General features: G+C 34.9%; 10 protein-coding genes. 2 read left to right on the top strand and 8 right to left on the bottom strand.

The window, feature by feature from the left end; translation table 11 throughout:
* Positions 1-135: 135 nt before the first annotated feature.
* The 8 genes from RB618_RS14900 to RB618_RS14865 all read right to left on the bottom strand — a co-directional run bounded on the left by RB618_RS14900 (position 136) and on the right by RB618_RS14865 (position 13,372).
* On the bottom strand, positions 136-1,989 hold the full coding sequence (locus tag RB618_RS14900; protein ID WP_308069460.1) for a beta-galactosidase: 1,854 nt from the start codon (positions 1,987-1,989) through the stop codon (positions 136-138).
* Between the two features lie 171 nt (positions 1,990-2,160).
* On the bottom strand, positions 2,161-4,473 hold the full coding sequence (locus tag RB618_RS14895) for a family 20 glycosylhydrolase (protein WP_308069459.1): 2,313 nt from the start codon (positions 4,471-4,473) through the stop codon (positions 2,161-2,163).
* 232 nt (positions 4,474-4,705) lie between these two features.
* Positions 4,706-5,728 (bottom strand): N(4)-(beta-N-acetylglucosaminyl)-L-asparaginase, encoded by a 1,023-nt coding sequence (locus RB618_RS14890; RefSeq protein ID WP_308069458.1) that lies wholly within the window; start codon positions 5,726-5,728, stop codon positions 4,706-4,708.
* Positions 5,729-5,818: 90 nt separating this feature from the next.
* On the bottom strand, positions 5,819-6,937 hold the full coding sequence (locus RB618_RS14885; RefSeq protein WP_308069457.1) for a putative glycoside hydrolase: 1,119 nt from the start codon (positions 6,935-6,937) through the stop codon (positions 5,819-5,821).
* On the bottom strand, positions 6,912-7,979 hold the full coding sequence (locus tag RB618_RS14880; protein ID WP_308069456.1) for a carbohydrate-binding family 9-like protein: 1,068 nt from the start codon (positions 7,977-7,979) through the stop codon (positions 6,912-6,914). The genes RB618_RS14885 and RB618_RS14880 overlap by 26 nt, the downstream gene beginning before the upstream one ends.
* Before the next feature lie 7 nt (positions 7,980-7,986).
* The gene (locus tag RB618_RS14875; protein WP_308069455.1) at positions 7,987-8,952 is read right to left on the bottom strand and encodes a glycoside hydrolase family 130 protein; all 966 of its coding nucleotides are present in this window, start codon (positions 8,950-8,952) and stop codon (positions 7,987-7,989) included.
* Between the two features lie 279 nt (positions 8,953-9,231).
* Complete coding sequence (locus RB618_RS14870) at positions 9,232-11,109, bottom strand: sodium:solute symporter family protein (RefSeq protein WP_308069454.1); 1,878 nt, start codon at positions 11,107-11,109, stop codon at positions 9,232-9,234.
* A 22-nt stretch (positions 11,110-11,131) separates the two neighbouring features.
* Positions 11,132-13,372 (bottom strand): GH92 family glycosyl hydrolase, encoded by a 2,241-nt coding sequence (locus RB618_RS14865; RefSeq protein WP_308069453.1) that lies wholly within the window; start codon positions 13,370-13,372, stop codon positions 11,132-11,134.
* A gap of 130 nt (positions 13,373-13,502) precedes the next feature.
* On the opposite strand from RB618_RS14865, the gene RB618_RS14860 reads away from it, so the two are divergent.
* Together RB618_RS14860 and RB618_RS14855 are read left to right on the top strand one after the other, a co-directional pair.
* The gene (locus tag RB618_RS14860; RefSeq protein WP_111375894.1) at positions 13,503-14,561 is read left to right on the top strand and encodes a sensor histidine kinase; all 1,059 of its coding nucleotides are present in this window, start codon (positions 13,503-13,505) and stop codon (positions 14,559-14,561) included.
* 72 nt (positions 14,562-14,633) lie between these two features.
* On the top strand, positions 14,634-15,347 hold the full coding sequence (locus RB618_RS14855; RefSeq protein ID WP_111375893.1) for a LytTR family DNA-binding domain-containing protein: 714 nt from the start codon (positions 14,634-14,636) through the stop codon (positions 15,345-15,347).
* Positions 15,348-15,588 lie beyond the last annotated feature (241 nt).

Genomic DNA, 15,588 nt, shown 5'->3' with positions numbered 1-15,588 from the left:
TTTCACTAGTTTAAATGCACATAGTTTAGCTATGCGTGGAAACTTGTTTCTTCCATTTTCTTTTTTCGACACAAAAAACTATGTCTCTATGTGTTAAAATGCTTTTATTTTTTAATTACATCCAACGGGTTAATCTTAATTTAATTTTTCAAGTATCGGCTGATCTGTAAAAGTTAATTCTTTTGGAGTGTTTTCATTAAGCTGCTCCAATACCACAAACTTATTCTCACCCGCTTTCAACCAACATCCTGGCACATAAAGCGTTTGTTGCGGTCCTACTTTCCAGTAGCGACCCAAATTGTGGCCGTTAACAAATACAATTCCCTTTCCCCAATTGGTCATATCAAGAAAAGTATCGGCTGGTTTATCAATGTTTACTGTAGCTTCATATAAAACTGGGCGTCCAGATTTTACCGTTTCATTCTTAATAGCTGGAACTTCATTCATTGGCATTTTATACATTTCCCATCCACCACTAATTTCATATTCATTAATGAAAACAGGAGAAATAATACCTTTAGTGTTATGTACTATTTCGGCTCCGTAATTAATACGTCCCATATTTTCAACTAGAATTTCTAAAATACCGTTAAAAGGAATAGAAATTGTCAACTCATAATTTTTGAAAACTCTATTCAATTCACCCACCTTAACTCCATTTACATAAACGGTAGCAAAGTCTCTCAATCCCTCGATTTTCAATTTGCCAGAAGAAATTGGCTGCGTAAATCTTTTTCGATACAAAACATATCCATTTCCCTGACCTAACTTTTCAAAAGTTAAAGGTTGATCATTTACAACCGCTTTTTCTTTTTTGATCCAGCTTAAAACATCCATACTTGATTTGACAGGCTGATTAGGATATTTTACAACTGGTATTTTCTCTGGAATTGGTGCTAATTTTGTTTTAGAATATTTTTGCATTACTTCACGAATAGCCATGAATTTTGGTGTTGCCCAACCTGCTTCGCTAATAGGCGCATCATAATCATAGCTTGTAATATCCGGCTGAATATCACTTTCTTCATTATAATTTGCTCCAGAGGTAAATCCGAAATTAGTCCCACCGTGCACCATATAATAATTAAAAGAAACCCCAGCATCAAGGTACTTTTTAGTCTGGCTTGCAATCTCCTCAGATCCAATTTTAATAAATGGTTCTGCCCAATGATCCAACCAGCCAGAATAAAACTCAGCGACCATATAAGGTCCTTGTCCTTTATGGAATTTATCAACCTGTTTTTTTAAATTTTCTATATTTGATTCTCCATTTGCGGTTGGTAACACGCCTTCAACAGCACCTCCTTCAAACAACCAAGTACCGTCAGAAGTAAAAAAAGGCTCTGGGAATCCCGTTTCTTTAAGCATATTGTAAATGGCTGTTTTGTATGCTTTATGATCTTCAGCACTAATATCGGTTCTTTGAGAAACATAAGAACCAAATTCATTTTCAGCCTGAACCATAATAATTGGGCCTCCCTGATTAGCAAAATTTCCTTTTACTACTGCGTACAAATTTTCTAGATACGATTTACAAGCTTCCAAAAATGCTTTGTTATTCGTGCGAATTACTAAATCTGGATTATTTTGCAGCCACCAAGGATATCCTCCAAATTCCCATTCACCACATGCATACGGCCCTGGTCTAAGAATTACATACAATCCTTCGCTTTTAGCAATACGTAAAAACTCTGCCAAATCTCTATTTCCCGTTTTAAAATCCCATACACCTGGCTCAATTTCATGATAATTCCAAAATACATAAGTTGCCACGGTATTCAATCCCATAGCTTTAAGCATTTGCAATCGATGTCTCCAATATTCTTTAGGAATACGCTCATAATGCATTTCTCCCGAATGTATTTTTATAGTTTTTCCATCTTTTTGAAATTCTCCATTAGCTATAGAAAATCCTTTTGTTTGAGCGTTTGTAAAAAACGGCATCAAGCAAATCAATAATACTCCGAGCTTAAATAATATCTTATTCATTTTTTTCAGATTATACATTTATGACTTTAAAGCTTTGTCAAAATTTGAAACTTTGACAAAGCTGTCACAAGCATTTCACGTTAAACTATGTGTTAGAAACTAGTTTCTTTCTAAACTCATTTACCAAGTTTCAAAACAAAAAAATCTATGTTTCTATGTGTTTAAAAATATTTAATTCACCAAAATCTCATCCACAAACAACCAAGAGCTTTCTCCTTTTGGACTTTTCTTTAAGTTGCCTCCGATTACTTTTACAAAACGTGCATTTTGTTTTTGGAAATTGATTTTGAAATCTTTCAACTCTGGAACTGCATTTACTGCATACGCACGTGTTATTTTTCCAACTTGAGTGTATTTAATTCCATCTGTAGAAATCAATACTTTCACTTGAATTGGGAAATTAACTCCGGCACCTTGACTTTCTAAAGCCCCAACTGTAACTTGTTCTATACTTTCTACTTTTTCAAGATCAATTACCAATTCCATATCATTAACCAGCCAAGCTTGCCATTGTCCGTCATGAAAATTTTTGCTTCCTCTAATACTGTTTACCATAGTATTGGCATCACCTTTATAATTATCATTAAAAGGCGTTAAGTATTTTACTTTTTTCGCAAATCCTTTATGGAAAACAATAGTATCTGTAAATATTTTTCCAACTGGTTTTTCGTCTTGAAATAAAGAAGCTTTTAAAACTGTAGTTTCTTTTATTTCAATTGGGCTTGTATATTTTATTGCGTGATGATCAATACTTTGGTTTCCTAAAACATAGCGGATATCTGGATTTGGAAATTCATTTTTCAATTCCACTTTCACTTGTTTATTGGCCAAATCTGCTGTTGAAGAAGCCGTTACCAAATAAGCGCTTTTCGCATAATTTAATCCTTGATAATCGTAACGTTTGAACATTGAAAACAATCTTAACGTAAAATCGTTCCAATTGCGCTTCTCTTTCGGACTCCATAAAGTTTCAGACAAAGCCGCTAATCTTGGAAAAATCATATATTCAGAATCTTTTGGACCAGCGATATGTTCTGCCCATAAATTGGCTTGTCCTCCTAAAACATGCGCAGCTTCCTGTGGCGTCATAGTTGAAACTACAGGATCAAATTTATACACTTCGCTTAACGGATTATAAGCATCAAAAGCTAAAGGTTCTTCGTTTTGAGGTCCTTGGTAAAAGTTGAAATAGCAAGGAGTTTCTGGTGTCATAATTACATCGTGACCTTGATCTGCTGCTTCGATTCCGCCTTTCATACCTCTCCAGCTCATCACGGTTGCATCTGGAGCTAAACCGCCTTCTAAAATTTCGTCCCAACCGATAACTTTCTTACCTTTTGAGTTGATGTATTTTTCCATGCGTTTTACAAAATAACTTTGTAATTCGTCAACACTTTTCAAACGCTCATCTTTGATTCTTTTTTGGCAATGCGGACATTTTGCCCAATTGGTTTTAGTCGCTTCATCACCGCCAATGTGGATATATTTTGAAGGGAAAATCGTGATTACTTCATCAATTACATTTTGCAAAAATTCAAAAGTCGTTTCTTTTCCTGCACAATAAATATCTGTCAAAGGCCAAACCCCACCAGACGGAACCCCAATTCTCTGATTGAAACAAGCCAATTCTGGATAAGCCGCAATAGCGCTGCTCACGTGAGCCGGCATTTCGATTTCTGGAATTACTTCAACTCCTTTTTTCGCTGCATATTTTACGATTTCTCTTAATTCATCTTGCGTAAAAAAACCTCCGTAAGTTCCTTTTTCATCAGGATTTGTCGTTAATCTAGCATTCCAAGAAACATTTTCCTGATCTACTCTCCAAGCACCAACTTCTGTTAGTTTTGGATATTTTTTAATTTCAATTCTCCAACCCTGATCGTCAACTAAATGCATATGCAGAACATTCATTTTATGTGCTGCCAAACGATCGATTGTAGCTAAAACATAATTTTTATCAAAGAAATGACGTGACAAATCCAACATTAGACCTCTCCATTTAAAACGAGGTTCATCATTAATGGTCACACTTGGAATTTGCCATTTTGCAGAAGTAATCACAAACTGGCTTTCAATTGCTTCAGGAAGTAATTGTCTGATGCTTTCTAAAGCGTATAAAAAACCATTATTCCCTTTTGCAGAAATAACAATATTAGTTGGATTAACATCTAAAACGTAAGCTTCATTTTTTAAGTTCGGATCTGTTTTTAATAAAACATAATTACTCGCAGGAGCTTTTGTAGTAACTTCTGGCTTCCACCCTGCAGCAGTCCCAAATTTAGAAGCCAAAGCATTGGCAGCATCTTTTTGGAAATCACCGTTTACCACAAACTTTGTATCTTTTGTAAATTCAAAAATACCTGTTTTGATAAGAGTCTGAGTCGGTTTCGGAATGATGCGAATATCGCTTTCCGTATAAATTTTCTGCGCATTTGCCGAGAAAATTGAAGAGATTAGGGTTAATAGAAATAGTAATTTTTTCATTCTTTGTTTTTTGGTTTCTCTAAAAGTTACTTATAAAGCTACTTTTAGAGATATAGTTTTTTAGTTTTTGTTTGTCATTCCGAGGAACGAGGAATCACACTAGAAACTCCTCACAGAATGTCGCCAATCTTTGTCGAATCCCGAGTGTGATTCCTCGTTCCTCGGAATGACAAAACAGTGTCATAAAACTTTGTCAAAGTTTGAAACTTTGACAAAGTTCTAAACGTGATAATTATTTATCCCAAGACATTTTAAACTTCGCGTCTTCCATTCTGTGGCCTTTTACGTCATCAGAAACGGCGTAATTAAATCCTGATCTTAAGCTGTAACCTGCGTAATCACCGTTTTTATTCAACGCAATAAAACCAACTTGTAGGTATTCCATGTCTTTGTGGTTTTTATGTTTGTTGTAAATACGTTCTGTGATTTCTTTACAAGCCTCAAAAGGAGATTTTCCCTGACGCATTAATTCGACTACCATTGCGCTTCCTGCAGTTCTAATAACCGCTTCTCCCAAACCAGTTGCAGCAGCTGCTCCCACTTCGTTATCCAAGAAAAGACCCGCGCCGATTATTGGGGAGTCACCGACGCGTCCGTGCATTTTCCAAGCTGCACCGCTCGTGGTACATCCTCCAGAAAGGTTGCCATCTTGGTCTAACATTAGCATGCTTATGGTATCGTGATTTTCTATATTAATAACTGGCTTGTATTTAGAATCTTCCAGCCATTTTTTCCAATCCTTTTCAGATTCTGGAGTCAATAAATTTTCTTCTTTAAAGCCTTCAGACAAAGCAAATTGCAAAGCGCCTTGCCCTGCTAACATTACGTGAGGTGTATTTTGAAGCACTCTTTTTGCAACAGAAATTGGGTGCATGATTCCTTGTAAGAAACAAACAGAACCACAATTACTATTATGATCCATGATACAAGCATCAAGAGTCACTTTTCCTTCGCGATCTGGATATCCTCCATAACCCACACTGCGTACATTCGGATCAGCTTCAGGTATTTTCATTCCAGCTTCGATGGCATCTAATGCTGATTTTCCTTCTTTTAGGTTTTTCCAAGATTCTTTATTAGCAGGCAAACCGTGATTCCATGTCGAGATGATAATCGGTTTTGTCTGTTTTTTTTCTTTTGATTCTACTTCTGGCTCATTTTCATGATTGGCTGCAAATCCGCTTACGCCCAAAACAGAACTTATGGCTAAAGTGCCTAGAGTGGTTTTCTTTATAAAATCTCTTCTATTTGACATGTCTTTTGGTTTTAATTCAACTTTCAAAAATAAAATATTCTTGATGTTGCTAAATTAATCAGTAATACTTTTTAATCCCAGTAAAATCGACTACAAGGCTGCTTTTACGGCTGCAATTGTTTTCAAATTACTATCTGATAAGGCGTTTCCGTCAAAAAAAGAAACTCCAGTTGCGCCATTTTTCTTAGCCAGTAAAATGGCTTCTTTCAATTCTGCATCCGATTTTAATCCCGGAATATAAATTCCTGTATTTACTTTTGTCGGTTTTCCTTCTAAATCGGCTACACCTTGTTTGGTTGCGTAACCTACCCAGTCAATTTCTTCATCATAAAAACTATGATAAATCATTGGATATACTTCGTCAATATTCCATTTATCCCAACGTTGGCGAACCATGTGATCTGCCATTTCTGGATAAGGAAATACGGCTGCTGTTAATTTCTTATTATGTTTATGAGCAATTTTATACGCATCGTCAACTACAGCTTTTACTGCATTTAATCTGAAGTTTTTCCACTCCATATCAATTGAAGTGTTGTGGCTATTTTTTGGATTTTTATGATGTTCTTTTTCGAATTTACTTACGCAGGCATCACAATAACAGAAATCAAATTGTGGCAATTCTACATCTTGAACTAAGTTGTATTTTGGCAATAAACTGATTGGCAGGAAAATATCTGGGAAACGAATGTAATCTAGATGTACGCTTTCAATTCCTTCTACTTTTGCCAAACCTTCCACTAACCCTAAAACGTGATTTCTGGATTCTTCTTTAGTTGGGCAAAGCCATTGGTAATAATCTACATAAGGACGATTATCAAAACAAGATTTTCCTTCTTTGCTAACCTGATACCAATCTGGATGCTGTAAAGCAACTGAATCATTTGGACGGTTCATTGCCATAATCCAAGCGTGAACTTTTAGTCCTTCTTTTTTTGCAAGCGGAACTAATCTTGCTAATAGTTTCGGATCGGTTTGCGTGTTAATTAAAACTTCGTCAATTCCGCCGTCTTTGTATTTTTTGAATTCTTTTGAATAATCTGCATCCGATTTTTTAGCATCAGCAGTTGTCCAAACACCAAAAGTGAATTTTCCGTTTTGCTGATCTTTATTTTCTTTTTGTCCGCAAGAGAATAAACTCAGCGAAAGCGCTACTAATAAAACTTTTAATAGTTTTTGCAACTTATTCGTTCGTAATAATTTTACCATCTTCTTTAATTATTAAGGTTTTGTTTGAAAAAGGACTCTGTACCAAGATATTAAATCCTGATGAATGATTTTCTAAAACTGGTTTTAAAACTTTTCCATCAACAACTATATTTTTTTTACTGATACTTTGCAGTGATTTTGCCCATGATTTATTCTTATCGAAATATCTCTTTTGAGCGCGGTACAACGTATACAGTTCCCATTTTACTTTTTCTTCCTGCGGAATTGTAAATTTATCATCGCTTTCTTTTGAAGAAAAGTATACATAAGCCCATTTTTCGGGCTCATGCATATTGATGACTCCCATAGGCGACCAAACCCAATTGTATTCTGGGAGAAACTTTCCTTCTGAATCTTTTTTGCGTTCATATTTTCCATCAACAATTGAATGCTGCCAATTTACCCTAGAGAAATTGACTTTCCAAAATTTATCTTTCGGAACAATATCATCGAAATAAGATGTTTTATAAACTGACCACGGAATTGCGATTTCTAATGTCCAGCCCTTATCTGTATCGGAAGCATTATTTAAAGTTCCGTCCACCTTTACCGCCGATTTTAAACCTGTAATATTCCAGTCGTTTAAAACCGTATTTTTTTCTCTATAAGGTTTATTAATAAATAAATCCCAAGCGGTGTTTAATGCATTAATTTCTAATTCATAATAGTTGTGAGTATCGTTATCCGGATCGATAAAAACTTCAAAATCATTATTGTAAAAAATAATCGTATCGCGTTGTTTTAGGTTTGCCCAAACGTGAGGCTCTTCTATTTTTGCCAGGATATAGTAGTAATTATCGTCCCATAACATTTTGACTTGAGTATTGTATTTTGGTTTCTCAACGCCTTCTATATCGACAAAAGGTGTTGTCCAAGCTGCTTTTTCCCAGTCTTTATCTGTGCCGTCTCCGTCAATAACAATTTCTTTTGAAGTTTTATAAGCAATATAACTTTTCGGTATAACCTCCTTTTCAGATTGCGCATAAGTCATCAATCCAACAAAAAAAACGGCAAGGGACAATAATTTACTTCTACTATGCATCTTTATATTATAAACTATTATCTTTTGTAAACTGAATTACTTCACTTAATTTTCCGAAAGCGATAGCTACGTGAGTATCGGCTGCACCGTAATAAACCGCTAATTTATCTTCTTCAATATCGTGTAAAGCAGCGCAAGGGAATACTACGTTTGGAACGTCTCCAACCATTTCATACGTTTCTGCTGGGCCTAATAAATAAGGCTGTGTTCTGTATTTTACCTGATCTGGCGAATCAACATCTAAAAGTGCTGAACCCATTGCGTAGCGGAAACCGTTGCAAGTATTGATTACTCCGTGGTAAATCATTAACCAGCCTTCATCAGTTAAAATAGGAATTGGTCCTGCTCCCACTTTCGTACATTGCCAAGCGCTTTGCTCAAACGGACTTGGTTTCATCACCAATCTATGTTCTCCCCAATATTTCATATCTGGGCTATAGCTAATCCAGATATCACCGAATGGCGTATGTCCGTTGTCACTTGGACGGCTTAACATCGCGTATTTTCCGTTGATTTTCTGTGGAAATAAAACTCCATTTCTGTTAAATGGCAAGAAGGCATTTTCGCATTGGAAAAATTCTTTAAAATCAAAAGTGTAACCAATACCAATTGTTGGTCCATTGTAACCGTTACACCAAGTAATCCAGTAACGATCTTCGATCCAAACCACACGCGGATCGTATTTATAAGCAGATTCGATCATTTCTGTATTTCCAGATTTCATCTCAATTGGTTCATGGTTGATATCCCAATTGATTCCATCTTTACTGAAACCAGCAAAAATATTCATCTGAACTGCTTTGTTATCACATCTGAAAACCCCAGCATATCCGCCTCCAAAAGGTACAACTGCACTATTGAATATACTGTTTGATGAAGGAATCGAATATCTGTCGATAATTGGATTCTCAGAATATCTCCACATTACATCTTTACTGTTTTCGGGTCTGTCTTGCCAAGGAATAGTACTCATTTTTTGTTTTTTTTTATGTATTAGTTTTTTGTTTTATTCTTTTTTAAACACATAGAGACATAGTTTTGCTTTGTCTATAAAAGGCATTTCACTTGTTTTAATAAACATAGCTTTGTGTCCAATCTTACGTTCCCGTAGTTGAAACTACGGGCTATGTTCAAAGCTATGTGTTAGAAACTAGCTTCTTTCTCTTACCTTTCTCAAAGTCAAGAAAATCTATGTTTCTATGTGTTTAAATTTTTAAAATCTTGCTTCTTTAATCTTGTATCTACAAAACCTCTATTCTTCAATCTTCCTAACTCGATCCAACCAAGTAAACTTCAGCACTGTAGTCGTCACTAAGAAAACTGCTAATGCTACTAAAGCTTTTGGATAATCTCTGATAATGAAATAAATTGGAAGCAAAATCATGCTTGACTGCCATACAATACCAATTACACAATTCATCATATCTAGATAGAAATCATTATTTTTTTGGAAAGATTGATCTTCCGCTTTTAATTGTTTGTAAACTGGAGTCCAGAATCCCCACGGTCTAACATTGCTGTAGAAAGATTTTAGGACTTCCATATCTGTTGGTTTGCTTAGGTAAGTTCCTAAAAGGCAACCCAAAATTGACATTCCAAAAATTAATGGGAATAAGTAAATCGATGGCACTTGCGAAAGATCATGCAAGAATGTCCCTGCCGCTAAATTTCCTTTGTTTTGATCTAAAACGAATTGAAGAGAAGCTGCGATTAATCCGCCGACCATTCCCCAGAAATAACCCCATCCGTTGAAACGCCACCAAATCCATTTTAAGAAGTTGGCTGCAACGTAACCTCCGTAAAGAGCACTTGTAATCCAAAGTGTTAAGGAGTTGATAGAATCTGCAAAGAATCCCATGAAAACTCCCAAACCAACAACCAAGAAAGAAGAAATCTGACTTACTTTGATATAATGTTTATTTGAAGCAACTGGCTTGAAGTATTTTTTATAAATATCATTTACAATATACGCTGGCCCTGCATTTACGAAAGCTGAGAATCCAGACATAAACGCTGCTAATAATCCTGCTAAAAGGATTCCTTTAATTCCAACTGGGATATAAAGATTTACGACTTTTGGCATCAATAATTCTAAATCCGCTCCAGTAAGATTCACGTTTGCATTTAATTCTGGTGCTAGGTTCACTAAAGCAATAACTACAATTCCTGTGATTAATAAATATCTAGGAATAAATAAAATCAAGTTGGTAAAACCACTCATATAAGCCGCTTCTTTTACCGATTTCGTAGAAAGAACTCTTTGTAAATCGTAACTTGGAGTTGGTCCTGCAACACTGGCGAAGAAACCTTTAAAAAGTGTCATTCCGATAAAAGCGCCAAACATTTTGTAACCTTCCGTATCAATTAATCTGTTGAAAGTTTCGAATTTGTCGCTCCATTGTGTTTCAAATTCCCATCCGAAGAAAACATTCTTCCATTCTGGCGTAATAACCGAATTGATCTGAATATCTGTATAATTAATAAAGGCATAACCCGCGATCAAAACTCCGGCAACAATCATAATTAAATATTGCACAACCTCTGTCGCTACAACAGAAAACATTCCGCCTTTTACCGTATAAATGGTAGTTAAAAATATGATTAGTAAAGCGTAAGCCTGTTCTGAAGTTAAGAAAACACCGTCATTTAGATGAACTGTCAAATCCCAAGGAAGAATGATGGTTACAAATTTTCCGATTCCAACGAAGAAATACGCGATGAAACCAATCGTAGAAATAATCGCAAAAATGGCTACAATAATATGAGATGCTTTTCCTGCTTTGTCGCTTCCAAAACGAGTTAAAATCCATTCAGAACCCGTCATTACTTTTGATCTTCTAATCCAGACTGCGAGGAACATCATCACAAAAATCTGATTCCATATTGGCCAAAGCCACATAAACATGAAACTTTTTACTCCATATAAAAACAAAACTCCAATCATCCAGGAAGTTCCTGAAACATCAAACATTCCTGAGCCATTGCTCAATCCTAAAAAATACCATTTGATTGATTTCCCGCCAAGGAAATAATCATCAAGTCCTTTAGATGCTTTTCTTGAAATCCAGATTCCGATACCGACCGAGAGTACGATATAGATTAAAATGATTGATACGTCTATTATGTTCATTAAATTATTTATTTTGAATTAGTTAGTTCAGACCCCAGTTTTTGTTTGGTTGCGCTCCCATTACAAAATGCAGTACGCCTCCTTTTAGCATTTCTTGGTGAGAAATTGCTGTTTTATTAAATGCTTTTCCGTTTAAAGTAGCCGATTGGATATAGAAATTTTTGTTTGAAACATTCTCAGCTTCGATCACAAAAGTTTTTCCGTTTGGAAGGTTTAAAGTTGATTTCTCAAAAATCGGACTTCCAATTTCGTATTCACCAGAAGCTGGATTCATAGGATATAATCCCATTGAACTGAATACATACCAAGCAGACATTTGTCCGCAGTCTTCGTTGCCACTTAGTCCGTTTGCTGTTGTATTGTATTGTGTATCCAAAATATGACGCACCCAATATTGTGTTCTCCAAGGCTGTCCTGCATGATTGAACATATAAGCAATGTGATGACTTGGCTCATTTCCGTGCGCGTATTGTCCGATCAAACCAGAAATATCTGCTGAGACGTTGTTTCCTGTAATTTCAGAACTCTCTGTGAATAATTGTTCTAAACGTTTTGTGAATGTGTCATTTCCGCCGTGAAGTTTAATAAAATTGTCAACGTTATGAGGCACAAACCAGCTGTGTTGCCAAGCATTTCCTTCTGTGTAATCGGTATGTTCTCTATGGTTTGAATGTTTTGGATCGAAAGGTTCGTTCCAAGATTTTCCATCTTCAGAATTTCCTCTCATGAAACCAGATTTGGCATCAAATAAATATTCGTATGCTTTTGAACGTTTGGAGAAAAACTCATAATCAGCTGTTTTTCCTAAAGCTTTCGCCATTTGAGCAACGCACCAATCATCGTAAGCATATTCTAAAGTAATCGTAACTGATTCATCTAATAAGTTGTATGGAATGTAACCATATTTTTTGTAAAAATTCAATCCTCGCTCGTCCTGCATCATGGTAGCTTTCATTGCTTCGAAAGCTTTTTCAGCATCAAAACCTTTAATACCTTTCATGTAAGCATCCACAATAACCGGAATTGAATGATATCCTGTCATGGTATTGGTTTCATTTGCATATAAAGTCCAAACCGGAAGTATCTTTTTAGTTTCATAATACGCCAACATAGAGTTAACCAAATCTGAAACTTTTGTTGGTTCTAATATCGTCAGCAATGGGTTTTCTGCTCTAAACGTATCCCAAAGTGATAATGTAGAATAAGCTGTATAATCTTTAGCGGTAATGATTTTATCGTCTTCTCTTCTAAATTGACCGTTTTTATCGCTATACGTTACAGGAGCCACTTGTGCATGATATAAAGCGGTGTAGAAAATGGTTTTAAGAGAATCAACTGGCGTTTCAACTGTAATTTTACTTAAAGCTTTGTTCCAGTCTGAAGTCGCATCCGATTTTGCTTTTTCAAAACTATAGCCTTCAGCATCTAAATTACCTTTTGCATTTTCAACACTTACAGAAGAAAGTGCTACTTTAACACCTAATTCTTTAGAGTTTTTAGAATCGAAGAACAATTGTAAAGCGGTATTTTCGCCTTCGGCATTTGAACCTGAAACTACTTTTTTATCAGCAGTAATAATAGATTCTGTAATTGGTTTAGAAAACTTCGCTACAAAAAATACTTTCTGATTTTTTGCCCAGCCTGTGCTGTAACGATAACCACTAATAGTATTGGTATCTTCAATTTTGATAGACGTTTTTACCGCTTTGTCCCAGTTAATGGCAAAACCCAAATCGACAACAACAGATTGTGTGTCGTTATTATTATAGGTATACTTATGGTATGCGGCTCTTTGCGTAGACGTTAATTCTACATTGATTTTAGGATCCTCAAGAAAAACTTGGTAATAACCCGGTGTTGCTTTTTCGTGTACATGATTGTATTTTGATTTATACGGAAGGAAATCGCGTGAAGCGGCTTTGGCGGTTAAGTCTAACTTTTTGTTTGTCGGCATAAATAAAATATCTGCCAAATCACCGATTCCTGTTCCGCTTAAGTGTAAATGACTAAAACCCGAAACTATTGAGTCAGAATAATGATAGCCCGAACACCAGTCCCAGCTAGAAACTCCATTATCTGGACTCACTTGCAGCATCCCAAACGGAACTGTCGCACCCGGATACGTATGTCCGTGGCCTCCTGTACCTATAAAAGGATCTACATAATTTGTTGCAAAACTTTTATGATGCGTATTTTTATCTACATTTATTTTGCAACTTGCAGTAAAAATTACCGTTAAAGAAAGCAGAGTAATTTTCCTCATATCAAAACAATATTAATTTAACTTTAAATTTAGATAAATTCAATTTTTACCAAAACATTTTTAGACGGACGACATTTAAACAGCCCTAAACATCAAAAAATAGTAACAAACGACATTCTATTCTACGATTATGATTTTCAATTCAAACAAACCATACAGTTTACCTATACGTTATCATGTTTACTTTTGGCTGACGTATTTTGTGTTTAATACATTCCGATGGGGAAGCTATTTTAACGATTATGTTTATTCCTTAAAAACCACTTTATTAGGATTCCCTATTCACATGGCATTATGTTATCTGAATATTTTGGTTCTGATGCCACATTTGGTTTACAAAAAAAAATACTTCCTATATATAGTAACTGTTTTGTCAGCGATTTTTGTGATGGTAGTTTTAAAATTCAACTTGACTTATTTATTGATTACGCACAACGTTTGGCCCGAAGGTCCGCAGACTATTAATACGCTTACCTTAAACTATACAATAGATATGATGATGGGCGAATTGTATGTAATGACTTTTGTTACTGCAATTAAAATCACGCTCGATTTATTGCAGGAACAAAGACGTGTAACCGATCTAGAAAAATCGCAATTAGAAACGGAATTGCTGTTTTTAAAATCTCAAATTTCACCGCACTTTTTCTTTAATACTTTAAATAACATCTATTCACTTTCTGTAGAAAAGTCCAACAAAACTCCGAAAATTGTTTTAAAACTTTCAGAATTAATGCGTTATATGCTTTATGAAACAAAGGAAAAGAAACAGTCTTTGGAGAATGAAATTCTGTGCATTCAGAATTATCTGGATTTAGAAAGAATTAGAAACGGAGAACGTCTAGAAGTGGACATGTCTATTTCTGGAGATATTCACGATAAAGAAATTTCTCCCGTTTTACTTTTAACTTTCGTCGAAAATGCATTCAAGCACGGTGTTAACAAAAACACCGGAAATGTTCTCATTGATATCAGATTTAAAGTAAAAGGCGATTATTTATATTTCACAATTTCAAACCCTATGCCCGAATTTACCGTACATAAAGATAATTTTAACAAGGCAAGTGGTATAGGTATTGAAAACGTCAAAAAAAGACTGGAATTAGGATATAATAAAAATGACTATAAGCTTTCATTTAAAAATAAAAAGAATATTTTTGTCGTTAAACTAGTTATAAAAGTCACTTAAGCCCTAGCTTTTATCGGTTTAGAAAACTATACCTACAAAAAACCAAATATCGGCCTAAAATAATATTTAGAAATGAAAATAAAGTGTTTAATTATCGATGATGAGCCATTGGCAATAAACGTTATTAAAAATTATATTGAACAGATTGAGGATTTAGAACTAGTAAACACCTTCAGCAATTCTATTGAAGGCTTGAATTTCTTAAAAAACAATACCATTGATGTAATTTTTCTGGACATAAATATGCCTGTTTTAGACGGTATTAATTTTATTAAAAGTTTAGAAAATCCACCTTTATTAATCATTACAAGTGCCTACGACCAATTTGCGATTGAAACTTACGAACTTGATGTCTTGGATTATCTTGTAAAACCAATTGAATTTCCGAGATTAATGAAAGCGGTAAACAAGATCAACAAACGACTTAACAATACCAGCAAAGTTCCGCAAGAAAACAGTAAAGAGAATCCTTTTATCTTCGTTAAAATCGACAAGAAAAAAATGAAGAAGATTTTCTTGAACGAAATTTTGGTTATCGAAAGTTTAAAAGATTATTTAAAAATAAGCACCACTTCAGGTAAATTTATAATTCACAGTACTTTATCTGATTTTACAAGCTTGCTTCCAGAAAGAGATTTCATAAGAATACATAGATCATACACGATTGCGATTGATAAAATTGATGCCGTAGAAGGAAATAGTATTGAAATTGAAGGCTTACGATATGTTATAGGAAGATCTTATATAGACGAAGTAAAGCAAAAAATCTTGAATTCTTCTATTTAGGTTTAACCGCAAAGAACGCAAAGTTCGCAAAGTTTACTCACAAAGCTTTACGAACTTTTTTTGCTCATTTTTAAAACGTCACAAAAATAAAATCTTAGCGAACTTTGCGTAAACCTTAGCGTACTTTGCGGTAAAAAAAATCTGCGCTTAAAAAACACAAAACGTATAAAAAACGAAAATGCGGCCAACCACGACCGCATTTTCTCTCAATTATAGGTAACTAACCAAAATAAACCATGAA

The organism is Flavobacterium sp. LHD-85, assembly GCF_030929595.1.
Classification (GTDB): Bacteria; Bacteroidota; Bacteroidia; order Flavobacteriales; family Flavobacteriaceae; genus Flavobacterium.
Note: the sequence above shows the minus strand (reverse complement) of the source record. Positions and strands in the feature narration are given on the sequence as shown.

Excerpts from the sequence above, each read along its gene's own strand:
- RB618_RS14900 (WP_308069460.1), bottom strand. The coding sequence starts at position 1,989 with ATGAATAAGATATTATTTAAGCTCGGAGTATTATTGATTTGCTTGATG.
- RB618_RS14895 (WP_308069459.1), bottom strand. The coding sequence starts at position 4,473 with ATGAAAAAATTACTATTTCTATTAACCCTAATCTCTTCAATTTTCTCG.
- RB618_RS14890 (WP_308069458.1), bottom strand. The coding sequence starts at position 5,728 with ATGTCAAATAGAAGAGATTTTATAAAGAAAACCACTCTAGGCACTTTA.
- RB618_RS14885 (WP_308069457.1), bottom strand. The coding sequence starts at position 6,937 with ATGGTAAAATTATTACGAACGAATAAGTTGCAAAAACTATTAAAAGTT.
- RB618_RS14880 (WP_308069456.1), bottom strand. The coding sequence starts at position 7,979 with ATGCATAGTAGAAGTAAATTATTGTCCCTTGCCGTTTTTTTTGTTGGA.
- RB618_RS14875 (WP_308069455.1), bottom strand. The coding sequence starts at position 8,952 with ATGAGTACTATTCCTTGGCAAGACAGACCCGAAAACAGTAAAGATGTA.
- RB618_RS14870 (WP_308069454.1), bottom strand. The coding sequence starts at position 11,109 with ATGAACATAATAGACGTATCAATCATTTTAATCTATATCGTACTCTCG.
- RB618_RS14865 (WP_308069453.1), bottom strand. The coding sequence starts at position 13,372 with ATGAGGAAAATTACTCTGCTTTCTTTAACGGTAATTTTTACTGCAAGT.
- RB618_RS14860 (WP_111375894.1), top strand. The coding sequence starts at position 13,503 with ATGATTTTCAATTCAAACAAACCATACAGTTTACCTATACGTTATCAT.
- RB618_RS14855 (WP_111375893.1), top strand. The coding sequence starts at position 14,634 with ATGAAAATAAAGTGTTTAATTATCGATGATGAGCCATTGGCAATAAAC.